Origin of the sequence: Pseudomonas sp. 31-12, assembly GCF_003151075.1 — a bacterium.
Classification (GTDB): domain Bacteria; phylum Pseudomonadota; class Gammaproteobacteria; order Pseudomonadales; family Pseudomonadaceae; genus Aquipseudomonas.
The window spans coordinates 6,649,743-6,676,459 of record NZ_CP029482.1 but is presented as its reverse complement, the minus strand read 5'-3'; the positions used below and the strand labels follow the sequence as shown (position 1 = coordinate 6,676,459).

26 protein-coding genes and 2 pseudogenes are annotated in these 26,717 nt (G+C 55.2%); 11 read left to right on the top strand and 17 right to left on the bottom strand.

What is annotated here, in order from left to right; translation table 11 throughout:
- Window positions 1-56: 56 nt before the first annotated feature.
- The 5 genes and pseudogenes from DJ564_RS31650 to DJ564_RS31630 all read right to left on the bottom strand — a co-directional run.
- Complete coding sequence (locus DJ564_RS31650; protein WP_109635845.1) at window positions 57-1,439, bottom strand: site-specific integrase; 1,383 nt, start codon at window positions 1,437-1,439, stop codon at window positions 57-59.
- Window positions 1,408-1,971, bottom strand: coding sequence for a hypothetical protein (locus DJ564_RS31645; protein WP_109635843.1), 564 nt, complete (start codon window positions 1,969-1,971; stop codon window positions 1,408-1,410). Before DJ564_RS31645 ends, DJ564_RS31650 begins: the two co-directional genes overlap by 32 nt.
- Window positions 1,964-3,982, bottom strand: coding sequence for a site-specific integrase (locus tag DJ564_RS32115; protein WP_162556255.1), 2,019 nt, complete (start codon window positions 3,980-3,982; stop codon window positions 1,964-1,966). The genes DJ564_RS31645 and DJ564_RS32115 overlap by 8 nt, the downstream gene beginning before the upstream one ends.
- Complete coding sequence (locus DJ564_RS31635) at window positions 3,979-6,042, bottom strand: hypothetical protein (protein WP_162556254.1); 2,064 nt, start codon at window positions 6,040-6,042, stop codon at window positions 3,979-3,981. The genes DJ564_RS32115 and DJ564_RS31635 overlap by 4 nt, the downstream gene beginning before the upstream one ends.
- Window positions 6,043-6,986: 944 nt before the next feature.
- Window positions 6,987-7,895, bottom strand: a pseudogene (locus DJ564_RS31630) (YifB family Mg chelatase-like AAA ATPase); the annotation flags it as partial.
- 286 nt (window positions 7,896-8,181) lie between these two features.
- Here DJ564_RS31630 and DJ564_RS31625 point away from each other — a divergent pair.
- Complete coding sequence (locus DJ564_RS31625) at window positions 8,182-8,460, top strand: HigA family addiction module antitoxin (RefSeq protein ID WP_109635838.1); 279 nt, start codon at window positions 8,182-8,184, stop codon at window positions 8,458-8,460.
- Here DJ564_RS31625 and DJ564_RS31620 read toward each other — a convergent pair.
- Together DJ564_RS31620 and DJ564_RS31615 are read right to left on the bottom strand one after the other, a co-directional pair.
- The gene (locus tag DJ564_RS31620) at window positions 8,457-8,978 is read right to left on the bottom strand and encodes a Bro-N domain-containing protein (protein WP_109635837.1); all 522 of its coding nucleotides are present in this window, start codon (window positions 8,976-8,978) and stop codon (window positions 8,457-8,459) included. The genes DJ564_RS31625 and DJ564_RS31620 overlap by 4 nt on opposite strands.
- Window positions 8,979-9,428: 450 nt before the next feature.
- Complete coding sequence (locus DJ564_RS31615) at window positions 9,429-9,689, bottom strand: accessory factor UbiK family protein (protein WP_109635835.1); 261 nt, start codon at window positions 9,687-9,689, stop codon at window positions 9,429-9,431.
- 417 nt (window positions 9,690-10,106) lie between these two features.
- Between DJ564_RS31615 and glnK the strand changes: the two genes are divergently transcribed.
- The 4 genes from glnK to sutA all read left to right on the top strand — a co-directional run bounded on the left by glnK (window position 10,107) and on the right by sutA (window position 12,885).
- A complete protein-coding gene (glnK, locus tag DJ564_RS31610; protein ID WP_002555808.1) occupies window positions 10,107-10,445 on the top strand; it encodes a P-II family nitrogen regulator in 339 nt (112 codons plus the stop codon).
- Window positions 10,446-10,482: 37 nt separating this feature from the next.
- On the top strand, window positions 10,483-11,820 hold the full coding sequence (locus DJ564_RS31605; protein WP_109635833.1) for an ammonium transporter: 1,338 nt from the start codon (window positions 10,483-10,485) through the stop codon (window positions 11,818-11,820).
- Between the two features lie 214 nt (window positions 11,821-12,034).
- Window positions 12,035-12,460: a secondary thiamine-phosphate synthase enzyme YjbQ gene (locus DJ564_RS31600; RefSeq protein WP_008030499.1), complete on the top strand. Its 426-nt coding sequence runs from the start codon at window positions 12,035-12,037 to the stop codon at window positions 12,458-12,460.
- A gap of 101 nt (window positions 12,461-12,561) precedes the next feature.
- Window positions 12,562-12,885 (top strand): transcriptional regulator SutA, encoded by a 324-nt coding sequence (gene sutA, locus DJ564_RS31595; protein ID WP_109635832.1) that lies wholly within the window; start codon window positions 12,562-12,564, stop codon window positions 12,883-12,885.
- A gap of 200 nt (window positions 12,886-13,085) precedes the next feature.
- Here sutA and DJ564_RS31590 read toward each other — a convergent pair whose 3' ends face one another.
- The 6 genes from DJ564_RS31590 to DJ564_RS31565 are packed head-to-tail and all read right to left on the bottom strand — an operon-like array spanning window position 13,086 to window position 17,693.
- Window positions 13,086-13,790 carry an HAD family hydrolase gene (locus DJ564_RS31590; RefSeq protein WP_109635830.1) on the bottom strand — a complete coding sequence of 235 codons (705 nt, stop codon included), beginning with the start codon at window positions 13,788-13,790 and terminating at the stop codon, window positions 13,086-13,088.
- The gene (gene xerC / locus DJ564_RS31585; protein WP_090178141.1) at window positions 13,787-14,686 is read right to left on the bottom strand and encodes a tyrosine recombinase XerC; all 900 of its coding nucleotides are present in this window, start codon (window positions 14,684-14,686) and stop codon (window positions 13,787-13,789) included. Before xerC ends, DJ564_RS31590 begins: the two co-directional genes overlap by 4 nt.
- 2 nt (window positions 14,687-14,688) lie before the next feature.
- Window positions 14,689-15,414, bottom strand: a complete 726-nt coding sequence (locus DJ564_RS31580) for a DUF484 family protein (RefSeq protein WP_109635829.1) — start codon at window positions 15,412-15,414, stop codon at window positions 14,689-14,691.
- Window positions 15,415-15,427: 13 nt separating this feature from the next.
- On the bottom strand, window positions 15,428-16,258 hold the full coding sequence (dapF, locus tag DJ564_RS31575; protein ID WP_109635827.1) for a diaminopimelate epimerase: 831 nt from the start codon (window positions 16,256-16,258) through the stop codon (window positions 15,428-15,430).
- 4 nt (window positions 16,259-16,262) lie between these two features.
- Complete coding sequence (lysA, locus tag DJ564_RS31570; protein ID WP_109635826.1) at window positions 16,263-17,510, bottom strand: diaminopimelate decarboxylase; 1,248 nt, start codon at window positions 17,508-17,510, stop codon at window positions 16,263-16,265.
- Window positions 17,511-17,519: 9 nt separating this feature from the next.
- Window positions 17,520-17,693, bottom strand: coding sequence for a lipoprotein (locus DJ564_RS31565; protein ID WP_075946461.1), 174 nt, complete (start codon window positions 17,691-17,693; stop codon window positions 17,520-17,522).
- Between the two features lie 330 nt (window positions 17,694-18,023).
- Here DJ564_RS31565 and cyaY point away from each other — a divergent pair, with 330 nt between their 5' ends.
- The 3 genes from cyaY to rnk all read left to right on the top strand — a co-directional run bounded on the left by cyaY (window position 18,024) and on the right by rnk (window position 19,266).
- Complete coding sequence (cyaY, locus tag DJ564_RS31555; protein ID WP_109635825.1) at window positions 18,024-18,356, top strand: iron donor protein CyaY; 333 nt, start codon at window positions 18,024-18,026, stop codon at window positions 18,354-18,356.
- 4 nt (window positions 18,357-18,360) lie between these two features.
- Complete coding sequence (locus DJ564_RS31550; RefSeq protein ID WP_010465092.1) at window positions 18,361-18,579, top strand: DUF1289 domain-containing protein; 219 nt, start codon at window positions 18,361-18,363, stop codon at window positions 18,577-18,579.
- Between the two features lie 276 nt (window positions 18,580-18,855).
- Entirely contained in the window at window positions 18,856-19,266 is a 411-nt protein-coding gene (rnk, locus tag DJ564_RS31540) for a nucleoside diphosphate kinase regulator (protein ID WP_046045088.1), read from the top strand.
- Window positions 19,267-19,270: 4 nt separating this feature from the next.
- Here the strand turns inward: rnk and DJ564_RS31535 are convergent, their stop codons facing one another.
- The 3 genes from DJ564_RS31535 to DJ564_RS31525 form a co-directional block, all read right to left on the bottom strand.
- Window positions 19,271-22,114 (bottom strand): class I adenylate cyclase, encoded by a 2,844-nt coding sequence (locus DJ564_RS31535; protein ID WP_109635823.1) that lies wholly within the window; start codon window positions 22,112-22,114, stop codon window positions 19,271-19,273.
- A 192-nt stretch (window positions 22,115-22,306) separates the two neighbouring features.
- Window positions 22,307-22,552, bottom strand: a complete 246-nt coding sequence (locus DJ564_RS31530; RefSeq protein ID WP_094470036.1) for a TIGR02647 family protein — start codon at window positions 22,550-22,552, stop codon at window positions 22,307-22,309.
- A 363-nt stretch (window positions 22,553-22,915) separates the two neighbouring features.
- Window positions 22,916-23,200 (bottom strand): hypothetical protein, encoded by a 285-nt coding sequence (locus tag DJ564_RS31525; RefSeq protein WP_109635822.1) that lies wholly within the window; start codon window positions 23,198-23,200, stop codon window positions 22,916-22,918.
- Between the two features lie 125 nt (window positions 23,201-23,325).
- Here DJ564_RS31525 and DJ564_RS31520 point away from each other — a divergent pair, with 125 nt between their 5' ends.
- A complete protein-coding gene (locus tag DJ564_RS31520) occupies window positions 23,326-23,985 on the top strand; it encodes a glutathione S-transferase family protein (RefSeq protein WP_109635821.1) in 660 nt (219 codons plus the stop codon).
- Window positions 23,986-24,112: 127 nt separating this feature from the next.
- On the opposite strand, the gene argH is transcribed toward DJ564_RS31520, so the two are convergent.
- A complete protein-coding gene (argH, locus tag DJ564_RS31515; RefSeq protein WP_109635820.1) occupies window positions 24,113-25,507 on the bottom strand; it encodes an argininosuccinate lyase in 1,395 nt (464 codons plus the stop codon).
- Window positions 25,508-25,849: 342 nt separating this feature from the next.
- Here argH and DJ564_RS33015 point away from each other — a divergent pair.
- Window positions 25,850-25,972 (top strand): annotated as a pseudogene (locus DJ564_RS33015) (sensor histidine kinase); the annotation flags it as partial.
- Complete coding sequence (locus DJ564_RS31510; protein WP_109635818.1) at window positions 25,969-26,715, top strand: LytTR family DNA-binding domain-containing protein; 747 nt, start codon at window positions 25,969-25,971, stop codon at window positions 26,713-26,715. The pseudogene DJ564_RS33015 and the gene DJ564_RS31510, both read left to right, overlap by 4 nt.
- The last annotated feature ends 2 nt before the right edge of the window (window positions 26,716-26,717 follow it).

Below are 26,717 nucleotides of genomic sequence, written 5' to 3'. Positions count from 1 at the left end.
GGTGAAACTCATCCATCTCTGGTTGATAACTTGTTTAGAAAAAACACTGAGATGTCTCATTCATCGGTCGTTACTATTGGGGGTGGGAGAAACGGAAAATTTTTGGATAGTTCTAAGAGGCCGTCAACGATATGCCTTGGACCTCCACGTGCTTGTAATTCTGCCGAATAATTTATAATTGCTCGCTTTGCTGCATCAACCTCTTTAAATTTATTTAGAGCATCTAGCGTCTCTTTTAATTTTAAGTGCTCTGCGTATGCTAGTTTTATATATGGTTCTATAGATTTTGGAGATTTATGCCCCGTAAAATCTAAAACCTGGACCTTGAAAAACTCTAGATCTAAAAGTTTGTTGCGGAAGTCGGATTCGTTTGCAAATTTGAAACTTTCAATTAAAGCGATCAAGTGCTTGGTGACGTAGCGGTGTCTAAACATGTGTGGATGAGCACGACCTAGAACTCCTGCTAGGTTTCGTAGATAATGTATCTCTTGAGTTATGGTGTTAGGTCTTACAGGTTGACCAGTCCGTTCACTTACAAAAACATAGTCATGACTAGTTTTTTTAATAGAAAGCAAAGGCTCCACATTCATCTCAATAAAATCTTTAAGAAAGCGAAGGTCACTGTGCGAAATACGAATCCTCCGCGTCACATAGGTATTACCGCCTTTCTTCAAATTGCGCATTTCAAGCACCGGTTGCGTCATTGCTAGCGCTTTATAAACTGCGCTACGCTGTAATTCCGCTACCTCTGAACGCCGTCCACCGGTAACTTCTAATACCAGTAACATAGCTAGCCTGCGTTTCATAAGGAAAAAATTGGTGTCGCCGTTCGCTGCTGCTGTCCTCAGTTTATCTATCGCAATAGCAGAAATTGAATCCCTAGTTGTCGTCTCACTCTCAATCGGCATCTCAGAATGATCCCAGTACCACCTAGGCGCTGCATCATGTGAATGGTGGACCTGTTTTGATAGTTCAATTTTCTTTTTGAACCCCTTGATGTCTCCATCAATTGCAACATAGTCTGATCGATGCCGGGATCTACCTACGAAGTCAAGAAACTCTAGAGTTCTGCGCAGAATAGAAACAGAAGTCTTAGTTGTTATAATTTTCCCGTTAGGGCGGGGGGCGCTTTGTAGTTTTATAAATTCTATAAAATCTGAATCTACTAGTTGGTCTAGGTTTCGGTTCTTGTCGAAGCAAAACCTTATAATGTGTGACAGTTGCGTGGCGTATTGTTTAAGAGTGCCTCCGTCAGAGTGCGTCGATGCACGATTAAAAAATTTAGAAATTAAGTATTGGTTTGCATCGTAACACCAAACGCCGTTGGGCCAGCGCATTGAAACCAAATTTGGGGCGTTTACCATTTGAGGCTTTTTGTCGAAGCTGAGAGAATGAAATAGCTGAAATTCAGCGGAAGTCAGGAAATATAACTTTGCCATTTTTATCAATTCCTAATTCTATGTTTTTCAGAGGGGAGAGCATTTGATAAATTTCATGATGATGCTCTCTGCAAAGATCAATTAAGTCAGCGCGGCCAGACTCGGTTATGAGTTTCCAGCTTTTATTCAGTGATAGGGTTAGCGCGTAGCTTAAAACGATGAGGTCTTCACGTTGCGTTTCACTTAAATTCTCGACTTCTTTAAGCCTAACTTCGAGGCCACTTTTCGACTGCTTGCGTGGTCGTTTTTGATTAGGCGTTGTATTGACTTTTTTTTGCGCTGCCTTTCGCAATTTATCGAGGTAGCTGTAACCTCCTTTGAGGTAGAGATCTGCTGAGCGTTTGAGGCTGTTTATAGTAGTTTGAATAATTTCAAATTCAGGATTAACGTAGCTCGAAAGCGATTTTTGGCTTGTCAAATAAATGCTTGGTTCTGCTCCTCCCCAATGTATGTAGTTTCCTTCGATTGTATCGAGAAGTAATTGTTTAAGTTTTAAAGTCGATGTCTTCTTAATTCTCTCGCTCTCAAGCATGTTTCACCGCCGTAATGATCGTAAAGCTTTCATTGTTACTTGACATGCTAAAAACGGGGTTAGTTGTTATCTGGTTTCTGGAAATTAAGTAGTTTAAGTATGGTCGCAATTCAGCCTCTTGAATCACCCTGATATTGGACGTGCCAAATTTTTTCTCTATAAGTCTAGCGAGAGGAAGGTATGTTAGGTCTCCGCGTCGTGTAATCTCGGCAAGTACTTCGGCTTTTACGCTATTAATAGTGTCCCCTGATACTGTATCCGTGATGTAGTGAAACAAATGGCGGTAGTTGCTATGGCCTAGGAACTGTCGAAGAGCTTCCATGTCGCCAAAACCTCCCCAAAAAAACATCTGCGTAAAGAACCGCCTGAATTGATGTTCTCGGAAAAGGTAGATTTGTCCTTCGTTGTTCGTGTAATTGAATTTAAGGCAAAGCTTGTCTAGTGCATCATTATAAACAACGCTGCCAAAATATTTTTTTATCCCCAGTGTTTTAGTGTATGGAGGGGATAGTAATGACCTGTTATTACAACAAAATCCTAACGTCTCAATGTCGGAATGAAATTTTATCAGCTTTGCGAAAATGTCTACGCATATCTTTGGGATTGGGCAGGGAAGAGGTTGTCTTATATCACCCTCTCCAGACTTACCGTTCTGAAAAATAATCTGCCCTGACAAAATATCTATATCTTTGCGAGTTATTCTTATTAATTCTTCTTGTCGTCTTGCTGTAAGCGCCCCAAGAATTAGTTCGAACGATCCATAGAGAATCTTTATATGCCAATATAGCTCGCTTTTTTCCTGCGCATTCTGGGCTTCTCGGCACTCCCAATTAGGTGTCTTCCAGCGTGTAATTCCTAATTCGGATAGAGATGCTGGTATGCAGGTTGGCAATCGCTGCTGGCAAGTCAAATCTATCGGCGTTAAATCGCCGCATTCTTGGTAATATTCCAAACAGGCTTCAAATAGGCCGTCGGCGTACCTTGAGACATAACTGATCGCTTCCTTTAGGGCACTTATTACGAGAGGGTACGGAATGCTAGAGAAATTCCCTGTAATTGTTGATTCATCCGAGATGAGTTGTGCTCTATCAGTTTCAAACGTTTCAATTGGCGTAGGTAAATCAAAGCGACCTAGTTCGAGAATATCCTTAAAGCAGGAAAGGTGCCTGGAGATAGTCTGTGTTGAGGGCGTGTTGCGGCTTGTTCTCGTTGGTACTCTATTTATAGACTTCTTTTTTTTGAGCGGTTGTATGTCAATTTCTGGCGGGCAAGAAAATTTCGAACCTTTGAATAGGCAGTTCAGAAATATTGACCGCGACAGCTCTCTTGCCGAATAGTTTGGGAAGGATCTTTTTGTACTTGAAAGTTGTCGACGCTCATGGTGGAAAAAAATACGAGCCGATCTAGCTTGGCTTTTGGTGAGATCGCAAATATACGATGTTAGATCGAGGTCGGACTGTTCTACGCAATCAGGATATAGGCCGCCATTATCCAACTCTTTAGTATTTTCCTCAATTTTGCATTTCACTAATGTCGAGAAACGCTCGGTCCAATTGTAGTAAATGTCATCATCTGAATTGTAGTTGTTAACTCTATATACGAGCATGCTATAGAAGCTTTCTGAAATTGCTGCAAACCCATCTCTACGAAGGCGCGAAATAGGTATGTGTTGAAGAATAAAGTCAGCCTGTTTTAAGACTAGAGTTAATCTGCGCGTTCTCACTTTGGTTTTATAGGGAATATTCGTAGCACTATCCGCGCCTTGCATCAGAAGCCATGTTTTAATGCTGCTCAAAATTTTTGAATTACGGTAATCGGTTAATTTTGACCCGTCCGAAAGCAGCACATTGAAATCAATTGGCGTTGCTAATCCTTCGATTATCCATGCAGTTGAGCCAACATCAGAGGTCAAGCCTTTCAGTAACGGGTTGGTTTTTGATGGTTCATAGCCATCGTCTAGAAAGCTTAATGACGGGGTTGTTGAATTACTTACGCGGCGAGTGTCAATCATGTGTTCACCACTGGTGTTATCAGTCGTGCGGATGCGAGCATCGCCTTAATGTCTGGTCGGTTGAAATTTTCATCTCCAATATGATCAATTAATAGCCTACTTATTCTTATCCAATATGCGTCCGTCGAGTCGTTGTTTTCTCTGTTTAAATCGCGATTGCTAAAGTCTAGCAGCAGTCTTAAAGAGCTAATGTCCACCGAAATAATGATCTCAGTATCGTTGTCATTAGCCTGTATAGAACCTGCATTCTCGCATTCAGTATTGAAGTGTTTTCTGAAGTTCACGACATGATTTTTGATGAATTGCTTAGCCTGATCAATCGTCATTCCCGTTGCTGGCGATAAGTAATCCGTATCGCTAACCGCTTCGAATATAATTAGGTGTTGTACAATTCGAATCCAGCGTACCGCAAAGAAGCGAATGAGTGCGCTAGGAACGTAACTTTTAAGGAGCTTTATAGAAAACTCATCGTGCCCTAATCGCTTGGAAACCCCAGCAAGATCTCTATCTTCTATATAAAGTTTGATTGCAGAAGTTGCCCTGACCGCCGTGAGTGTTATCCGTTTTGCAAGAGTTCTCGCGTAATTCGAACTAATACTAGTTGATTCAATAAGTTCTTTTTCTAGGGTGGATCTATACTGGTTGCCCATTTCGAATTTGACGGGGCTAGGGTATGAGAAAAGTCGACCGCGACTAAGAAATAAAAGTCTCCAGTTATCATCCCCGTTTCTACGTAGAAACTCTCTAAGTGGCCGAGCCATTTCAATGAGCTTTTTCACGGCGTCATTAGTTTCAGGCGTTAGAAATACAATCTGTTCAGCTTTCTTTTTTCCTTTTCTACGCTTGTAGCCTTTTAGATAAACTACATTGTCCACTTCAATATAACCGGAGTATCTACCGTGTGCGTCGTATAGCTCCAGGGTCGATAGAAACGATGGGGTCACCTCCGGATGGACGACAATAAGGTATGCCGCATAAGCGGTCAGGATCTCTCGATTCGGTAGCCCTAAGATTTCAGCCGCAGCTGTGAGGGGGACCCTGAAGTGTTGCGTTCCAGCAAGTGAGTCTGGATAGGTTTGGTAGCCGAACTCGCGAAATTTATGAACTACATATTGTATCTGCTGTGGCGATAACTCTGCCATGCTGTCTACTTTCTTTACAATGTTCGCTGCTGGCGTGATGCTGCCTATTTGGCTGTGTTTAAATGCCGTGTCGAATTTTTTATAGTATCTAGCTATTGAATATTTCGCCCAGCTAGTAATTGTGGTAATGTCTTTGCTAACTTGGCCGAATATAAGCTCGATGGCTTCGTCGTCAGTGACTTCCAGCGGAACGTCAAAAGTAAGCTTGCTACTTATATTTTTGCCGTCTTCGTTCTTCCCCATATGTGTTTCAGCCAAGTGTCTTGGCGGGGTGTTTGTAGGCAAGCCACGTCGTGGTTTAGCTATTAGACCTGAAGGAAATAATTTATTCTCCAGAAAGAATGAGATAGGTCCGCGCCAATGTTTGCATAATGTACGAAATCGTGTCGGACTGTTCTCGTCATGATTTTCCATAAAGTACTTTTTTCGCATATCGGAAAACAGTCTTTCGGTAAAATCTGGGTCGTTAAGTTCCCGTGCCGTAGAGTCTTTATATTCGTTGGTTAGGAGGTTTATAAGAGGCCTAATTGCATAGATGTAACATGAAGCTCTTGTGGCCAAATAACTTTGGCAAACATTATAAATACCGATGGTGAACTCTGCGCCATGAGATTTGTATAGCTCGTAGAGTTCGATGCTTACGGTTTTACCTTTGGCGTTTCTACATTTCCAGCCATTCAGATATAGTTTTACTTCTGGTCGAATTGATAATTTTTCAAAGTTATTAACTAAAGCGTTTATATCTTCGCTATTAAGATGAAATCCGATGTACGGTAGTTTATAATCCAGGCGATGATGGTCATAGATTAGCTGGATCAGAACTTTACATTGTTCAGTTACTGAGTATCGGTGTCGATTGGTCCAGCCTGCAAATTTTTTAGATGCAAGTGCTCCTATGAGTAGATTCATGATTTTCATAAACTCAGGTGAACCTATTTTTTCGCGTGATAGATCTATGTTGGCTATCAGCAAAACACACTCTAGGAGCTTAAAAAATTTCCCTAATGATAAATCATCCTTGCAGACGTACTTATTGGAGTCAGCGATGTACATCACATGAGCGACGAAGCACGGACTCACCCGCGTAAGCGGCATCTTGCTCAAGTAGCTCGTCGGTGATGGGATTAGATGCGGCATGTAGAGTATCTGATAGAGATGAGGTTCTTTCAGATTACATAAGTTTCAGCAGCCTGCAACAGTAAAAAAAATATTGCTCATGGTGTCGTGTTCTTTATTTTTGTTAAATGAAAAAAGTGTATCAATCAAAATTTTGTGCAGGTTTGTATCTCCATGTATTTTAAAAGATTTTATATTTTTGTTTATTATATGCTTTACAAGTTTTGTAAATAATAAATGATAAAGTTCAATAAGATTTTTTTTGCTGGTGGTCGTGTTGAGTTCGGTTTTCGGGTTGGTCGCGCCGCAACTGCCTGGGATGTAGCTAGTGTCATACATCAGTAAGGATATTCAAAGGTAGTGATTTTCTGAGATTCAACTTGAGATTCCGTTTGCTTCTGGGGGCTATAAGGTGCTGCACCTCACGACCTTCGATGTGGTGCGTAGATACTGTAACGATTGGGATGCAGCCAATTAGCATGCGCCCGTTGGGGTATCGGGAGGTATTGAGGTGTTCAGCTGGTTGGCCCGCTTTAGAATTGGAAACGGCGAGCTTGGTTGGTGGTGACTCCGTGTGCCGTATCACACGGCTCAGCACTGTTCATTTGGTGCGCTGGACTTGGTTTATCAAGGGCTGCGTTGGAGCGATAGTTGTCAGATAATTCGATTGCGGAATAGCATAAAAAAACAGATATAAATCAATTAGATATGCATGTTTGACAATATGCGTATCACAGCAAAACCTGGAGTTCATCGAGGAACAGCACACCGTGGTGGGCGAGGGTGATTTCGCCGGGTTGTGGCTTCGAACCACCACCCACCAACGCCGGGCCGGAGGCCGAGTGATGGGGCTGGCGGAAGGGTCGTTGCGGCCAGTGGCTCAAGGGCACGCAACTGGTGACGGATTGAATGGCTGCGACTTCCAGCGCCTCGTTTTCGGCGAGCGGTGGAAGCAAACCCGGCAAACGACTCGCCAACAATGTTTTCCCGGTTCCTGGCGGTCCGCTAAAAAGCAGGTTATGAGCCCCTGCCGCCGCAATCAGCAATGCGCGCTTGGCCGAGATTTGCCCCTGCACCTCATTCAAGTCCGGATAGGGTTTGCTGGCGTAAAGCAAGCCATTGGAAACGTAGGGCTCGACAGGCGTATGCCCATTGAAGTGCGCAACGGCTTCCAGCAGGTGGTCCACGGCAAACACCTTCAATCCGGACGCCAGGCACGCCTCCTCGGCGTTCGCCCGCGGCACCATCAGCGAGCGCCCGGCCTTGCGTGCGGCGAGCGCCGCCGGCAACACGCCTCTCACGGCACGTACCGCGCCAGACAACGCCAACTCTCCCAGGCATTCAATGTCATCCAGCGTCAACGTTGGCACCTGCACACTGGCCGACAGAATCCCCAGGGCAATCGCCAGATCAAACCGTCCGCCATCCTTAGGTAAGTCCGCAGGCGCGAGATTCAACGTGATACGCCGAGCCGGAAATTGCAGGCCTGAATTGATGATCGCGCTGCGCACCCGGTCCTTGCTTTCCTTTACTGCCGCTTCGGGCAAGCCGACCATCGTCAATGACGGCAGACCGTTGGCCAAATGGACTTCTACGGTAACGGCGGGCGCATCCACGCCAATCTGGGCGCGGCTGTGGACGATGGAGAGGGACATGGTCGTTCCTTGAGCTTTTACGGGAACCGCTTCCTGCGGTTTTTTGAAGGGTAGTCGGGGGCGCGTAATGGCGCAGGTGCCAAATTTTCGCAGGATGTTGCTAGTGTCTTTCTGATGGGTGAAGCGTAAGGGAGTGGGGATTTTCGACGTAATCAGTCGCGGGATGAGGTTGTTGTAGGACGTTGCCTGGATTACTGAAGGACTCCGGCGAAAGGGTGTGAGCGATCCTGTCTGGCAGGCAGGGCTGCTTATGATCGTCAATTGATCGCTGCCTTCGGAGAGAAAAATGAAAAAAAATGGAATGCGGCCGGTTCATCCCGGCGAAATCCTCAAGGAGGAGTTTCTTGAGCCGTTGGGTATTTCAGAATCAGCGTTCGCCCATTCGTCGGACGAGTCGTTGAAAACGGTAAACGAAATCGTCATGTACCAGCGTTGTGTCAGTGCCGATCTAGCGGGCAAGTTATCTCGCTGCCTGAATACCACGCCCGAGTTCTGGCTGAAGCTGCAATCGACTTACGATCTGCGTAAAGCCGAAATCGAGAGTGGTCGCGCTTTGTCCACCTAAAGCGACTGCAGCCTCCGCGAAGCACGCTTCCACCACGATGCATTGACCACAGTCTGCGACCGTTCACTATCCGCCAGCATCTGCGGAACATCCTGCAACCGAATCCACGGCTGGTTATTCCAGTGCAGCAAACTCAGCGACATCTCGGGCCAGTTCAACAGGCTCAGCACCGGGCGTTCGGTTGACGTCGGTTGTTGGGCATCTCTGAGCGCTGGCACTACGTCGTGGGTCAGCCATTCGCGCAGTCCTCGGTATTCGGGGCAGTAGTGGTAGACGAGCAGGGCGTAGACGCCGGACTCGCTGATCAGCAGGGTGTTTTCGAGGGTGCCGTGGATGACGACTCGCGCGGATTGATGTTGATCGGGATCGAGTTTTCGGACGGCGCGTTCGTCGAGGAAAAGGCGAAGCAGGCGGCCCAGGTCTCGGGCGCTGAACCAAGGCTGGTTTTCGATTAAAAGCGCGTGGAGGTGGAGTTTGTGGCGGGTGAAGACGTGAGGGATTAGATAGTTTTCATTCATGGTGCATTCTCGGGGTCGAGTGAAGAAAACTGCTTCTGATCGTCGCCAAACGAAAAGGGTGGCAGCTATGCGCGGGTTGGCGAACCGGTGACACCCGAGAACCGGCAGACCCGAAGGTCTCCCACGCATAGCCGCCATAATTCGTGATGGGAATAAATTCCTCAGTCGAATGTGGTCGCGGTGCGTCGGGGTCTTCCAGGTCGCCAAACCCAGTGCTGAATATTCAGCTGGGGATGAGCTTAGGAACCTGGGCTTCGCGGCGCTATCGGACGGCGGTGGTGATCTTTGTAGGACGTTGCCGAGACGGTGGCGGGGCGGAAGATCAAAAGATCGCAGCCTGCGGCAGCTCCTACAGGGGTGTGGTCTGTCCAGTGTGGGAGGGCTGGTAGACCGAGGCGACTCTAATCGCGAGCAGGCTCGCTCCCACAGGGGACTGCATTGTCAGCTGGGTTATTCGGTGGGCGGGTTGAGCTTCGTTTCCAGCTCGGCAACCTTCGCTTCGAGGCTTTCCAGCCGCGCCCGAGTCCGTGCCAGCACAACCATCTGGCTATCAAACTCTTCACGACTCACCAGGTCCAGCTTGCTGAAGCCGCTCTGCAACAGCGCCTTGAACTGGCTTTCGATTTCGCTTTTCGGCAACGGGGTTTCGCCGCTGAAGAGGCGGGAGGCGGTGCCGGTCAGGGCGTCGAGGAAGTCTTTGGGTGCGAGCATGGGAAATGTCCTGTCAACAATGGCGGGCAGTGTATCACGCAGTGTCTATAGTCAATTCCGACAGCAGGGATGCACGCTTTTCGCGCATGTGGATGGACGGTCGCGCACTGTTGTTGTGCGTATCTGTCGGGCTGATTGTGTGAAGCGGCTGTCCGCAGCGGCCAAAGGATTGAATTCAGTGGGTTTTGGCGAGATGGCAAGCTTTCTGCTTAGTCAGTCGTAACCCATGCACTGATGCAGTCGCTGTGACGAATGCAGTGCGCCAAGCGGAACGGGGAGTTGTTTCGTGAGGAGCGGTTAGCTGGCGTCGGACGGGCAGGTAAGGTCGACGATGCGTTACAAAGCCAGGCACTGCGCTTAGACTTGAGACGGGTTTGTTTTCCTGGGGCAAGTCCACCAATTCGGGAGAGAGTTTTCATGAAGCTAGTCACTGCCATCATCAAGCCGTTCAAACTGGACGACGTGCGCGAGTCGCTGTCCGAGATCGGCGTGCAGGGCATTACCGTTACTGAAGTCAAAGGCTTCGGTCGGCAGAAGGGTCACACCGAGCTGTATCGCGGCGCGGAGTACGTGGTCGATTTTCTGCCCAAGGTGAAGATCGATGTCGCCATTGACGACAAGGATCTGGACCGGGTTATCGAGGCGATAACCAAGGCCGCCAACACCGGCAAGATCGGTGACGGCAAGATCTTCGTGGTCAATCTGGAACAGGCGATTCGCATCCGTACCGGCGAAACCGATACCGACGCGATTTAAACGCCGCCACAAACCCAACGCCCCAGGAGAAAACAATATGACTCTGCGTAAATTCGCAGGGCTAGGAGCCCTGTTGTCCCTCGTAATGCCCAGCCTGGCTATGGCGGCAGACGAAGTGGCGGCCCCAGTCCTCAACTCCGGCGATACCGCCTGGATGATGACCTCGACAGCCCTCGTGCTGTTCATGACCATTCCCGGCCTCGCCCTGTTCTACGGCGGCATGGTTCGCTCCAAAAACATTCTTTCCGTGATGATGCAGTGCTTCGCCATTACCGGTCTGATCAGCATTCTGTGGGTCATTTATGGCTACAGCATCGCGTTCGACACCACCGGCATGGAGCAGGGCGTCGTCAACTTCAACTCGTTCTTCGGTGGCATGGGCAAGGCATTCCTCGCCGGTGTCACGCCGTCGAGCCTGACCGGTCCTGCGGCGCTGTTCCCTGAGGCGGTGTTCATCACCTTCCAGATGACCTTCGCCATCATCACCCCTGCGCTGATCGTCGGTGCCTTCGCCGAGCGGATGAAGTTCTCCGCCATGCTGATCTTCATGGGCGTGTGGTTCACCCTGGTTTACGCACCGATTGCGCACATGGTCTGGTCCGGCAACGGCGGCCTGATGTGGGACTGGGGCGTGCTCGACTTCGCTGGCGGCACCGTGGTGCACATCAACGCCGGTGTGGCCGGTCTGGTTGCGTGCATCGTGCTCGGCAAGCGTAAAGGCTTCCCGACCACGCCGATGGCGCCGCACAACCTCGGTTACACCCTGATGGGCGCCGCGATGCTGTGGGTGGGTTGGTTCGGTTTCAACGCCGGTTCCGCCGCTGCGGCCAACGGCACCGCCGGTATGGCGATGCTGGTGACCCAGATCGCAACCGCCGCTGCTGCACTGGGCTGGATGTTCGCCGAGTGGATCACCCACGGCAAACCAAGTGCACTGGGTATCGCTTCGGGTGTTGTGGCCGGTCTGGTCGCCATCACCCCGGCCGCTGGCACCGTGGGCCCGATGGGCGCGCTGGTCATCGGTCTGGCAGCAGGCGTGGTGTGCTTCTTCTGCGCCACCACCCTGAAACGCAAACTTGGCTATGACGATTCCCTGGACGCCTTCGGTGTGCACGGTATCGGCGGTATCCTCGGCGCGATCCTGACCGGTGTGTTCGCCGCACCGTCCCTGGGTGGCTTTGGCACCGTCACCGACATCGCCGCTCAAGTCTGGATTCAGTGCAAAGGCGTGGGCTTCACGGTGATCTACACCGCGATCGTCACCTACGTCATTCTCAAGGTACTGGACGCTGTCATGGGTCTGCGTATCACGGAAGAAGAAGAGGCCGTCGGCATCGACCTGGCACTCCACAACGAACGCGGCTACAACTTGTAAGCACGCGCATAAAAAACTTGCCCGGCTTGCCGGGCATTTTTTTGTCTGGAGTTTGTCAGTGAAGGGACTGCTGAAAGGTTTTTTCGTACACGTTTAGTGGCGTTTAAGACGGGCGTTTTTCTGCGGCCAATGGCTTACATGATTGAAGGAATATTAGGGCCTTTGTTTTTTCCCAGAGCGCGCTAGAATGCGCCCCGAACGTGCGGAGAACTGTATGTGGCAACAGACTCTGATTACCCTGCGGGCACGGCCCCGGGGCTTTCATCTGGTAACGGACGAGTTACTCGCCGGCCTGCCTGAACTCAAGGCGTGTCGGGTCGGTCTGTTGCATCTGTGGCTGCAGCATACCTCGGCGTCGTTGACCATCAACGAGAACGCCGATCCGGCGGTACGTCGCGACTTCGAACGATTTTTCAATCGTCTGATCCCACAAGGAACAGACGGCTATGAGCATAACGACGAAGGCCTGGACGACCTCCCGGCGCACTTCAAGGCCAGCGTGCTTGGCTGTCAGCTCAGTTTGCCGATTTCGGCAGGCCGACTGGCGCTGGGGACCTGGCAAGGCGTTTATCTGGGCGAGCACCGTGATTTTGGCGGTGCCCGTAAAGTCCTCGCCACCGTGCACGGTGAAGAGGCATGAACCGCTGGTCACCAGCGGTTATTGAATTTTTCCGGCGGCTGTCGACAGACGGTGAAGCTGGGCTATAACTAATCTGCTTTTCGCAAGTCATGAGGTAGAACATGAGCGACGATGATCTGGAAAACGACGACCTCGAAGTAGGCGACGAAGACGAGGCTGAAGAAGGTCTGGAAGCAGCAGCGGAAGACGTTGCTGACGACGATGGTGGTGAAACGCCCGTTCCGACAGCCAAAGGCAAAGCCAAGGCTGCGGTGTCGGTTGACGAGCTGCCGAGCGTCGAAGCCAAGAACAAGGAACGCGACGCCCTGGCCAAGGCCATGGAAGAGTTTCTGGCACGGGGCGGCAAGGTGCAGGAAGTGGAGGCCAATGTGGTCGCCGATCCTCCCAAGAAGCCTGACAACAAGTACGGCAGCCGGCCTATCTAAGCGTCTGCTATTGGCTTGCTGAAAAGGCCCGCCGTCGCTGCGGGCTTTTTCATGGGCGAAGAAAAGGTATGGACTTGGCACTATCCACTGTGGGAGCGAGCCTGCTCGCGAAGGGGTCATCACATTCAAAATAGATGTCGGATGACCCACCGCTTTCGCGAGCAGGCTCGCTCCCACAAGGGTTGTATGTGAATTCAGGATCAGTGTTGGGCGTTCCACCGAGCCAGCAACGCCGGCAATTCGGTCAAACTGCGAATCTCGGCATCCGGTGCCTTCTCGGCTTCCCAGTCCTTGCGCGCCGGGTTAAACCAGATCGCCCGCAACCCAGCCTGCTGCGCCCCGGCAATGTCATCCCCTGGATGATCGCCGATATGCACCGCCGTCTCCGCCATCGCCCCACCACGTTGCAGCGCCTCATGAAACAGTCGTGCATCGGGCTTGGCGATGCCGATGTCTTCGGCGCACAACGCAAACTTGAAGTAATCCGCCAGCCCCAGCCGGCGTACATCGGCGTTGCCATTGGTGACCACGCCCAAGGCGTAATGCTTGGCCAGTGTCTCCAGCGTCGGTTCGACTTCAGGGAACACCTCGATCTGATGCCGTGCATGCAGAAACACTTCAAAACCCTTGTCAGCCAGGTCCGAAGCCTGACCGTGGTCGTAACCGGACTCTTCCAGCGCGTGGAATAACACCCGGCGGCGCAGCGCGCTGATGCGGTGTTTGAGGCTCGGTTCGCTGGTCAGGATCCGCTCACGAATGGCCCACAGATGCTCTACCGGCACCGCGCCCAGATTCGGTGCGTGTTCGATCAGCCATTCACGCAGTATGGCTTCGGCGCTGACGATCACCGGGGCGGTGTCCCACAGGGTGTCGTCTAGGTCGAAGGTGATCAATTGGATGGTCATGAATCATCGCCCTTAATGCGTTTGGCCCGTGGATGGGCGCTGTCGTAGACCGTGGCCAGGTGCTGGAAGTCCAGGTGGGTGTAGATCTGGGTGGTTTTGATGTCCGAGTGGCCGAGCAATTCCTGGACGGCGCGCAGGTCCTGCGAGGATTCCAGCAAATGGCTGGCAAAGGAATGCCGCAGCATGTGCGGGTGCAGGTTCTGCCCCAGCTCACGTTCGCCAGCGGCTTTGACCCGCACCTGAATCGCCCGAGGGCCAAGGCGTCGGCCTTGCTGGCTGACAAACACCGCGTCGTCCGCCGGGTTGGTCATCGCGCGCAACGGCAGCCACAGTTCCAGGGCTTCGCGGGCCTTTTTGCCCACCGGCAGCAGCCGAGTCTTGCTGCCCTTGCCAAGCACCTGAACCATGCCGTCGGCCAGGTCCAGTTGATCGAGATTGAGCCCGGTCAGCTCCGACAGCCGCAAACCCGAGGAGTAAAACAGCTCCAGAATCGCCTGATCCCGACGCGCCAGGAAATCATCCTCCACCGCGCCTTCCAGCAGCTGCAGCGCGCGGTCGGTGTCGAGGGTTTTTGGCAGCCGACGTTCGCCCTTGGGCGGCGCCAGGCCATTGGCCGGATCGTGATCGCACAGGCCTTCACGGTTCAGATAATGATAGAGGCCACGGACTGCCGACAGCAGGCGTGCCAGGCTGCGGGACGATTGACCCTGTGAATGCAGGCGCGCGATCAGGCTGCGCAAACGCTGGATATCCAGCGCGGCCCAGCTGCTGATGTTCTGTTTGACGCACCAGCCCAGCACTTTGTCGAGGTCGCGGCGGTAGGCGTACAGCGTGTGGGGCGACACCTGCCGCTCACTGCGCAGGTGTTCGCAGTAAGCGTCCAGTTGCCGTTCCATGGTCAGCGTACCGAGCGCAGGGAGCTGTTGACCCGAGGCAGTACGCGGCCCATGACTTCGGCGATGTAGCTGAGGAACAACGTGCCGACCGAGCTTTTGTAGTGCTGTGGGTCGCGGCTGGCGATGGCCAGGACGCCGTGGATGCCTTGATAGCTGATGGCGACGACGGCGGTGGAGCCGATCTGCTTGCGCTGTTCTTCGCCGAACAGGAAGTCCAGCTCGTGTTCACGCAGGCTGCCGCTGACGCTTTTGTCTTCCGAGAGCAGGCCGCCGATGGCCGTTTGCGCGTCGGCATGGGTGACCCAGCGACCGACCGGCATGGGATTGTCGCCCAGCAGGATCAGGCTGACAAAAGGCACCTGGAAGTCCTGGCGCAGACTGTCTTCGACGCTGATCACCACGTCTTCCAGGCTGTTGGCATCCATCAGCGCGAGAATCAGGCGGCGGGTCTTGTCGAAGAGGCGGTCGTTGTCGCGGGCCACGTCCATCAAGTGCGAGAGGCGATGACGCAACTCGATGTTGCGGTCGCGCAGAATTTTCATCTGGCGTTCGACCAGCGAAACGGTATCGCCACGCTGGTGCGGAATGCGCAAGGCCGGGAGCAATTCTTCGTGCTCGACGAAGAAATCCGGATGAGCCTCCAGGTACGCGGCAATCGCCGCCGCCTCAAGGCTTTCGGAAGGGGATTCGTCGGGCTGTGGGGCGGGAACCTGGGGCTTATCTTTCATGGATTCGACTCTCTCAAAGACGCACTTGTCCTTCATAAACGCGTACTGCCGGGCCGGTCATCATGACCGGTTGGCCAGGGCCTGCCCATTCAATGGACAGACGCCCGCCGGGCAGGTCGATCAATAGCGGCGAATCCATCCACCCCTGGCTGATCGCGGCCACTGCAGCAGCGCACGCGCCGGTGCCGCAGGCCTGGGTTTCCCCGGCGCCACGTTCCCAGACGCGCAACTGCGCACGGTTGCGGTCGATGACCTGGAGAAAACCGACATTGACCCGCGCCGGGAAGCGCGGGTGATGTTCGATTTTCGGCCCCAGTTCATGCACCGGTGCTTTGTTGATGTCGCTGACCCGCAGCACGGCATGGGGGTTGCCCATGGACACGGCGGCCAGTTCAACCGTCGCACCCTCGACATCGAGCTTATAGCTAGAGGCCTGTTCTGGCGCCTCGAATGGAATCTCGGCCGGCACAAGGCGCGGTGCGCCCATGTTGACACCGATCTGGCCGTCGCTGCGGATATCCAGTTCGATGATGCCGCTTTTGGTCTCGACGCGGATCTGCCGCTTGGCGGTCAGGCGCTTGTCGAGCACGAAGCGGGCGAAACAGCGCGCACCGTTGCCGCACTGTTCCACTTCGGAGCCGTCGGAGTTGAAGATCCGGTAACGGAAATCCACGTCCGGGTTGCTCGGCGCTTCGACGATCAGCAACTGGTCGAAACCGATGCCGGTGTGCCGATCGCCCCATTGCTTGGCGTGCTTGGGCAGGATATGCGCGTGCTGGCTGACCAGGTCGAGGACCATGAAGTCATTGCCCAGGCCGTGCATCTTGGTAAAACGCAGCAGCATGGGATTACTCCGGCAGCAGGCTTTCGCCAGCAAACAACTCGGCTACCGTCTCACGGCGACGCACTTCAAATGCCTGATCACCGTCCACCAACACTTCAGCGGCGCGGCCGCGGGTGTTGTAGTTGGAACTCATGACAAACCCATAGGCGCCGGCCGAATGCACAGCCAGCAGGTCGCCTTCTTCCAGGGCCAGTTCACGATCCTTGGCCAGGAAGTCGCCGGTTTCGCAGATCGGGCCGACGATGTCATAGGCGCGAGCCGCGGTAGTGCGCGGGCGCACGGCGGTGACGTCCATCCAGGCCTGGTACAGCGCCGGGCGGATCAAGTCGTTCATGGCCGCATCGACGATGGCGAAGTCTTTGTGTTCGGTGTGCTTGAGGTACTCGACCTGGGTCAGCAGCACGCCAGCGTTGGCGACGATGAAGCGGCCCGGCTCGAACACCAGCGCCAGGTCACGACCGTCGAGACGCTCGCGCACGGCTTTGATGTAGTCGGCCGCCAATGGTGGCTCTTCATCGCGATAACGCACGCCCAAACCCCCACCGAGATCGATGTGGCGCAGGTAAATGCCGCAATCGCCGAGACGGTCGACCAGGCCCAGCAGGCGGTCGAGGGCATCGATGAACGGAGGCAGGGTGGTCAGTTGCGAACCGATGTGGCAATCGACGCCGACCACTTCCAGGTTCGGCAGCTGCGCGGCGCGGATGTACACGTCCTCGGCGTCGGCAATGGCGATGCCGAACTTGTTCTCTTTGAGACCGGTGGAAATGTACGGGTGCGTGCCGGCATCGACGTCCGGGTTCACACGCAGCGAGATCGGAGCGCGAACGCCCAGTTCGGCGGCGACCACTTGCAGGCGTTCCAGCTCGTCGGTGGATTCGACGTTGAAGCAATGGACGCCGACTTCCAGGGCACGACGCATGTCATCACGGGTCTTGCCGACACCGGAGAACACAATCTTGTCGGGGCTGCCGCCAGCGGCCAGTACGCGCTCCAGCTCGCCACGGGAAACGATGTCAAAACCGGCACCCAAGCGCGCCAGGACATTCAGCACACCCAGGTTGGAGTTGGCCTTGACCGCGAAGCACACCAGGTGCGGCATGCCGGCCAGCGCATCGGCGAAAGCCAGGTATTGGGCTTCGATGTGGGCGCGCGAGTAGACGTAAGTCGGTGTGCCAAAGCGCTCGGCGATGGCGGACAGGGCAACCCCTTCCGCGAACAGCTCACCGTCACGGTAGTTAAAAGCGTCCATGGCGTTCCCTTATTGGTAGACGTCGTGCTTGTGTGCTTTGGACGGCTGCTTTTGCGAGGACTGGGCCTGCTCGGCAGGATCCTGGGAATCGTCAGGCAGGTACAACGGGCCTTTTTGACCACAAGCCGACACAAGACAGGCAACCGCGAGGAGCGCGGCAAGGGAAGAGATCAGGCGCTTCATGGCGAAATCCTTGAAAATGCGTTAATTGCGCCGGAGTATACCGGCCACCCGGCAGCTTGCCTATGCGACGGGGCTCCCGTCCGGCGGGGCTGCGCCCGATGCCGGTAGGTTATGCACAATCCATTGTGGGAGCGGGCTTGCTTGCGAAAGCGGTGTGTCATTCGACATTAATGCTAACTGATACTCCGCTTTCGCGATCAAGCCCGCTCCCACAGGTACAGCGTTTGATGTACCTATATCGGTGCTTGGTCGTTATCCTTTGCAATCACCGGGGCTCGCCCGTATCTTGCGGCGCTTGAGCGTGAACAGACACTTTTTGAGGTTGCCGCAATGAGTTTGACCGAAGCCCGTTTCCACGATCTGGTCGATGCCACCCAGCAATCGCTGGAAGATATTTTCGATGAGAGTGACCTGGATATTGATCTGGAGAGCTCGGCCGGTGTGCTCACCGTCAAGTTCGAAAACGGCAGCCAGTTGATCTTCAGCCGCCAGGAACCGCTGCGTCAGCTGTGGCTCGCGGCCGTCTCGGGTGGTTTCCACTTCGATTACGACGCCGAGAGCGAACGCTGGATGTGCGACAAGAGCGAAGAGCAGTTGGGCGAAATGCTTGAGCGCATCGTCAAGCAGCAGGCTGGCGTCGACCTCGATTTCGAAGGCCTGTGAAATCGTGACGCAACCTGCGCCCGTTCGTCCGCCCAAGCCGCTCTACAGCAATGTCAGCCCGGCGGTGCCTTCGCCGTGCAGCGGTGTGTGCCGGCTGGACGAGCAGAAAGTCTGCCTCGGGTGTTTTCGCCATGTCGAAGACATCCGCGAATGGCGCTCGGCCGACGATGATCGCCGCCGGGTTATTTGCGCCCAGGCAGTCCAGCGCAAAGCCTTGGCATAAGAGCTTTTGTGGCGAGGGAGCTTGCTCCCGCTGGGCTGCGAAGCGGCCCCAAAAAGCTTACGACTGCTGCGCAGCCGAACGGGAGCAAGCTCCCTCGCCACAGGCAAGCCTCTCTCAAAAATGTCAGCGCAGGTGCGTGGTCGCCCCTGACTTGTATATTTATTGAGCTGTGATAGTGTCCAGAAACGCCTCAACCCATCGAGGCTCGTGAAAACCCCGCCTTTTTCTGGCGGGGTTTTGCTTTTTTTGTGCAGAAGAAAGGAGTCTGCCTCAATCATGACCGCACCTTCCATCACCCTTACTCGTCTGGACGTGCAACGTCTGGAGCGCCTGATCGACAGCCTGGATGACACGCTGCCGGGCGTTATCGCGCTGCAAACCGAACTGGATCGCGCCGATACCCTGGTCGGTCACGATGAAGTGCCCGCCGATGTCGTCACCATGAATTCCCGTGTGCATTGCCGCGAAGAAGGCAGTGGCAAGGACTATCACCTGACGCTGGTCTACCCCAAGGATGCCAACGCCGACGAAGGCAAGATTTCCATTCTGGCGCCGGTCGGCAGTGCGCTGCTCGGTCTGAAAGTCGGCCAGCACATCGACTGGCCAGCACCGGGCGGCAAAACCCTCAAGCTGACCCTGCTGGAAGTCGAATCCCAGCCGGCCGAAGGCGGTCATTTTCCGGAATAACCCGTCAGACCTGCTCAAGCGCCTCATTCAACGCGCGCTCCAGGTCGGCCTTGTAGCGCAAGTACAAATTGCTTGAACTCTGACCATCACCGAGCAGGCCCGACAAGTCCAGGTCGGTGATGTAGCAGCGATAGCGCTCGGTTTCCCGGCGCTGCTCGACGATTTCCCGGGCGACCACGCTGAACAACTGGTCGCCATGCTCCAGCTCTGAAAATTCCCGCTGATTGCAATACAACGTGACCTGCACCTGCCCCGGCGCGGCTTTGCCGATGATCGCCTGCACGTCGTAGAACGGTTTGTTGACCGGGGTTTGCGGCGCTGGCCGGGCCTCGACCCGACGCGCCCGGCCGGGGCCTGACGGCAACAGCTGGTAATACAACGTGTCGAGGTTCAGGGGCTGGGCGGTGTTCATCGGCAGCAAGGCGTCGCGTCGGTACTGGATCGATTGCAGGAATCGTTGCAGCGGCACCAGCAGGCTTTGCTCGTCGTGATAGGGCAGACGCTGTTGCCACAGGGCATTGAACTCATCGAGCACGTACAGATCCGCCTGCTGATCGGTGATTCGGTAAAACACCTGGATGCATTCAGGCTGGCCCATGGGCAGGAGCAGTGCCAGGTCGTGGTCTTCCAGTGCCATCGGGTCCAGATGCAGCGGGCTGTAGCTCGCCAGTTCTTCACCCAGGTAATCGAACAGCGCTGGCAACGTGGCGAGGGCGACGTGATTGACGTGGCCGGGCACCAGTTCCAGTACGTGATAATGCTGCTGGACCTGCACCAGATAACGATGATTGAGCTTGCTCAGCAGCAAGTTCTGCGCAGTATCGAGGACCTCTTCGACCCGTCGGGCGATAAATTGCGCCCGGTTGTGGCAGAAACAGCGAACCCGCAGCTTGGGCTGTTGAGGGCCGCTTGGCAGATTATTGAGGTAGTCACGCAGGCAGTCGAGCAGGGCGTGAGGGCCGTCGTAGCGGTTGACCAGCACTTCGTTCCAGCTGTTGAGCGTGACCTGGTCCAGGGTCAGTACCAGGTTTTCCCGCACCCCGGCGTAGCTCAGGGAATCGGTGCGTTCGGTGGTCATCAGTATATTCAGGTCGCGATGGTGCTTGAGCGGATCGACGCCGACGTTCACCAGAATCAGCACTTCACTTGGCACGCTGGCGCGCAGCAACGGCTCTTCGGCGACGGTCGTCAACGGCAGGGCAATGCTTTGTTGCAGGCTGCCGAGCAGGTTGAACAGTTCAAATTCGCTCAGGTCGCTGGTGCCGGGGTGCAAGGCGAGGCGGGTGCTGCTGTCGATCACGCCGTTGCGGTGGCACCAGGTCAGCAGCTCCAGCAATTGGCGGCTGCGCTTGATCGGCGCGAAATGTTCCCACTCATGGGCGGTCAGGCTGCCGTTGTACAAGCCCCACTGGGTTTGTCCGGGTTCTTTTTTGTTCGGCGCCTGCACCAGGGTCAGGGTGTCTTCGGCCAGATCCGGAGCGATGCCGGGGTTGATGAACTCGACTTTGTCCGCTTTACGCTCAAAGGCTGCATACAGCCGCCGACCCAGCACGTTGAGGTCGCGTTTGTTGATCAGGCTGACGGTTTGCTCGTCGCGGGCGAACTGAGTCAGGAAGCGGTAGCTGTAATTCAGTTCGTTGACCAAGGCTCGGCGTTCGGTGCTGACCTGGCGCACTTTCCATTGGCTGCGGCTGTCGAGCAGCGCCAGTTGCCGCGGATCCCAGTTCCATTCGTGAGCCAGTCGCTCAAGCAGTGAGCGCTGCCAGCTCTGGGTGCGACTGCTGCCGGTGAGCTTGCGGTTGACCTTCAGGTACAACGCGCGGCGTACCAACTCCAGGCGCTCCGGCTCGCCACGCGCCGTGAGGTATTCCTCAATGCGTCGGTAGACCACGATGTAAGGGTCGAGCTCGTCGAGGTCCAGTTGATTGGCGAACACCGCTTGCTTGAAGCGCAGGCTCAGGCAATGAACCTTCGGGTGTTCGCTGGCGTAAACCTCGATCAGCAGCAGTTTGAGCACGGACTTGTAGGGCGACTCGATGCCCTTGAACAACTGCCAGAGCCCGGCGCCGATGAATTCCCCTGGGGGGATATAGGCCAGATGCCCCAGGTCCAGCGATTCGTCTGCCCGAATGAAACGCTTGGACAGAAGCGTGTGGGTGTATCGATCATAAGCAGATTCTTCATAGACCGGCACCAGCCACCAGATCGGCGTGCGACCGGCCAGCCAGATCGCGGTGCGGTAAAACTCATCCAGCAGCAGATAGTGCTGGGTCGTGCCGCAGTCTTCCGAACTCAATTGCGTATCGCGCTCGCCGAGGACGAAGCGGGCCGGGTCGATCAGAAAGAAATGCGCCTCGGCGCCCTGGCTCGCGGCCCAGATTTCAAGCAGCTGGCATTTCTTGCGCAGCTCGGCCAGTTCGTTTTCGCTCAAGTCCTGGGCATGACAGACCCACACGTCCATGTCGCTCTGATCGGCCTGGGCCAGGGTGCCCAGGCTGCCCATCAGGAACAGACCGTGAATCGGTCGCGGCGGGTTGCTGCCGTGGCGCGGCTTGTAGGAGAACGATCGGGTCAGTCGTTGCGCTTCAGCGAGGGCGTTGGCGTCAGGCTCGAAATTCGACAGCCCGGCCGGCGTGCTACCCGACACATAGCCTGGCAACAATGGATGATTCACGTGGAAAAACAGCGGCAGCAGTGTCAGCACTGTTTGCTGTCGGGTCGACAGCCCTTCCACGGCACGGGCCATGCGGCCTTCGTTGAGTTTCAGAAAACGTGCGCGCAGCTGACTGAGAACCTTGCGGTCGATTCCCTCGTCCAGATCGGGGCGAATTTCATGGGTGCGGGTCATGTCAGCTCAAACCGGCTCGCGAGGCACGGACGTAGGGTCTGCGGATGAGGGGCAGTTTAGCGCCTCGGGCCCGGGACTTTTAAGCTGATTTTGTTTTTTGACGTCAGATTTCTACCGTGCGGTGGCCGCAGCTCACAAAGTGTGCCCGCGGAAATCCCGTAGCAGGGGTTTCCGTGGGCGATGCGCTAATACTCAGGCTGTTTCCTGGACGCTCAGAATCGTCAGAACGGTTTGTACATTTTGCGCAGCGTCACGACCCAGACTGGTCAGATAACCGCCATCTGGCTGGTCGATCAGTTCTTTTTCGTACAGGCGTTGAGCGGCAGCAATGGCTTTCGGGGCAGCGGTCTGATGAATTTTCAAACCTTCCTGGGAACTGTCCAGGTTGAAGAGTGCGAGGATTTCCAGTTCGGCAACCAACTCAGGGGTAAGCGACATAAGGACTCCAGACTTTCTAGGAATTGGACGACAGCGCCCCTAAGGTGAGCCCACTCGTGCGGCATGTCCAGTGCCTGCATCAGGGTTTTTTCACCACGGGATGCGTTCCCCGGCGGGTGGTGCGGCAGCGGGGTGGACTCAGTGTAGTCAGGGTGTGGGGGAAGACGGGATTGATGGGTGACAAATTGTGTGGGTGGAGATTACCTGTGGCGAGGGGATTTATCCCCGTTCGGCTGCGCAGCAGTCGCAAACCCTATGAGCGCGGTTTAATTGAATCACCGTGAACATGGATTTCAGGGCCGCTTCGCGACCCAACGGGGATAAATCCCCTCACCACAAAAGCCCGCGCCACATGAAATGGGGTTATTTCTTTTCCGGCGGCAGCTCTGGCAACGCGCGCAACGCTGTTTCGTACCATTCGGTATTGAACGCGCGGTCTTCTTCGAGGATCGCGTCGATTTCTACCGCCAACACGTGGGCCATCAGGTTGAGGATTTCTTCACGCTCGTAACCCACCAGGGTCAGCTTGTTGAAGGTGGCCTTGGCCGCTGGCGGGTTGTCGCTTTCGATCTGGTTTTCGATGGCTTCGATCAGGGTGGTTTCGGTGAATTCTTCTTCGTCGATCTCGATATCAGTTGGCTCGCTCATGGCAGGCTCCTCAAGTTTAAGGCGGCCAGTTTACCTGCATTCAGCGCTGTGATGCTGCTGGCAGGAATCGCTCCGGCGTTCTATAAACAGGCACTGCCAACCCCGCACGGCCTGGAGGCTATGTGATGCTCAAGCTTTATGGATTTTCCGTCAGTAACTACTACAACATGGTCAAGCTGGCGCTGCTGGAGAAGGGCGTACCGTTTGAAGAAGTGCCGTTTTACGCGGGCACAAGCCCGGAGGCGGTGGCCATCAGCCCGCGCGGCAAGGTCCCGGTCTTGCGTACCGAGCAAGGTTTCATCAACGAAACTGCCGTGATCCTCGAATACATCGAGCAAAGCCAGAAAGGCACGCCGCTATTGCCGAGCGATCCGTTCGAGCGGGCGCAAGTGCTGGCGCTGGCCAAGGAAATCGAGCTGTACATCGAGTTGCCGGCGCGCGCGTGCTACGCCGAGGCATTTTTCGGCATGCAGGTGCCGGAGGCGATCAAGGACAAGACCAAGGCTGAACTGTTGCTGGGGTTTGCGTCCCTGGGCAGGCACGGCAAGTTCGCCCCTTATGTGGCGGGGGACAGTCTGAGCATTGCGGATTTGTATTTCCTGTACAGCGTGCCGCTGGCTTGTGCGGTGGCGCAGAAGCTGTTTGATCTGGATTTGCTGGCCGAGATGCCGGCGGCCAAAGCGCTGTTGAAGCGTCTGGAGCAGAACCCGAACGTGCAGCGGATTGCGGCGGACAAGGACGCGGCGATGCCGGCGTTTATGGCGATGGTCGCGTCCAAGAAGTAGGTTTTGTAGCGGTTGTAAGATCGCATTCGCGAGCAAGCCCGCTCCCACATCAGATCGGCGGTGAACACACATTTTGTGAACCCCAAAGACCCAATGTGGGAGCGGGCTTGCTCGCGAAGCTTTTGACTCAGCGGCTGGCGAGCAATGCCTGACCGCGCGCCACAGCCTTCTTGACCTGCGCCGGCGCAGTTCCGCCGATATGGTCACGGGCGTTCACCGAGCCTTCCAGGGTCAGCACGGCAAACACGTCCTGATCGATCTGGTCGCTGAACTTGCGCAGCTCCTCCAGGCTCATTTCCGCCAGGTCCTTGCCGCTTTCCACGCCATACTTCACGGCATGGCCGACGATTTCGTGGCAGTCACGGAATGGCAGGCCACGGCGTACCAGGTAGTCAGCCAGGTCGGTCGCGGTGGAGAAACCCCGCAGCGCCGCTTCGCGCATCATCGCGTGCTTGGGCTTGATCGCCGGGATCATGTCAGCGAAGGCCCGAAGCGAGTCGCGCAAGGTGTCGGCCGCGTCGAACAGCGGTTCCTTGTCCTCCTGGTTGTCCTTGTTGTAGGCCAGTGGCTGGCCTTTCATCAAGGTCAGCAGGCCCATCAGCGCGCCGAACACGCGACCGGTCTTGCCGCGAACCAGCTCGGGCACGTCCGGGTTTTTCTTTTGCGGCATGATCGAGCTGCCGGTGCAGAAGCGGTCTGGCAGATCGATGAACTGGAACTGCGCGCTGGTCCACAGCACCAGCTCTTCGGAGAAGCGCGACAAGTGCATCATCGCGATGCTCGCGGCCGAGCAGAACTCGATGGCGAAATCACGATCGGACACGTTGTCCAGCGAGTTGCCGCCGACCGCGTCGAAGCCCAGCAGTTGAGCGGTGTATTCGCGATCAATCGGGTAAGTGGTGCCAGCCAGCGCGGCGCTGCCCAGCGGCATGCGATTGGTGCGCTTGCGGCAGTCGACCAGACGCTCGTAGTCGCGGCTGAGCATTTCGAACCAGGCCAGCATGTGGTGCCCGAAGGTTACCGGCTGCGCGGTTTGCAGGTGGGTGAAGCCCGGCATGATGCTGCCGGCTTCGCGCTCGGCCTGCTCCAGCAAGCCTTGTTGCAGGCGGGTGATTTCGCCCAGGATCAGGTCGATCTCGTCACGCAGCCACAGGCGGATGTCGGTGGCGACCTGGTCGTTACGGCTGCGTCCGGTATGGAGCTTTTTACCGGTCACGCCGATGCGGTCGGTCAGGCGCGCCTCGATGTTCATGTGCACGTCTTCGAGGTCGATGCGCCAGTCGAACTGGCCGGCCTCGATTTCACCCTGGATGGTCTTCAGGCCATCGGTGATGCTGTCGCGCTCGGCGTCGGTCAGCACGCCGACCTTGGCCAGCATGGTGGCGTGGGCGATCGAGCCCATGATGTCGTGGCGATACAGGCGCTGGTCGAAAGTGACGGAGGCGGTGAAGCGGGCGACGAAGGCGTCGACGGGTTCACTGAAGCGGCCGCCCCAGGACTGATTGGTCTTGTCAGTGCTCATGAATTCGCTCGTGTCGGCTGAAGAAATAATGACGGTGGAAGCTGTCGCGGATAATAACAGGGTTGCCAATCCTGTCGCTGACGCTGGTCGACAGGTTTTTTTTTCGGAACGCGGTCCATACTCAGGGCATGCCTTGTGGGAAATTGCGCAACGATATTTTTCGATTGAGCAATATCGTCCCTGCAACCGTCTACAGTTGGACAGTAGGATCAGCGCACTTCTCGGCGCTGCGGCTGACTATAAGAAGAGGGGGTGTTCATATTGTGTATCGGCAAACCCTACGGCGATACCTCGCTAACGCGGGCCAGAGCCTCCAATCATTTGGCAGATGAAAATTTAGCCGCCGGTCTCGCGGCACTTTTTGGCCCTCGCGCTAGTCTTAGCGTGGATCGCGGTGACGGACGTCACTTCACCTGTCTACGCTATCCTTGTGCGAGACTCACGCAGGAATCCAGCGCAATATGAATGTCCTGATCGTTGATGACGAACCCCTAGCCCGCGAGCGCCTGAGCCGAATGGTTGGCGAACTCGAGGGATACAATGTCCTGGAGCCCAGCGCCACGAACGGCGAAGAGGCGTTAGCGCTGATCGACAGCCACAAGCCGGATATCGTGTTGCTCGATATCGGCATGCCAGGCCTTGATGGCCTGCAAGTGGCTGCCCGGTTGTGCGAACGCGAAACCCCGCCCGCCGTGGTGTTTTGCACCGGGCCCGATGAATTTGCCGTGGAAGCCCTGCAGGCCAGCGCCGTGGGCTATCTGGTGAAGCCTGTGCGAACTGAACATTTACATGATGCATTGAAGAAAGCCGAGCGGCCCAATCGCGTCCAGCTCGCCGCCCTGACCCGTCCCGCCGCCGAAAGCGGTAGCGGCCCACGCAGCCACATCAGTGCCCGAACACGTAAAGGCATTGAGCTGATCCCGCTGGGTCAGGTGGTCTACTTCATTGCCGACCACAAATACGTGACCTTGCGCCATGAAGGCGGCGAAGTGCTGCTGGATGAACCGCTCAAGGCCCTGGAAGATGAATTTGGCGACCGTTTCGTGCGTATCCACCGCAACGCTCTGGTCGCTCGCGAACGCATCGAACGCTTGCAACGCACGCCGCTGGGGCATTTTCAGCTTTTCCTCAAAGGCCTCAATGGCGATGCCCTGATCGTCAGCCGTCGCCACGTGGCCGGCGTGCGCAAAATGATGCAACAGCTTTAACT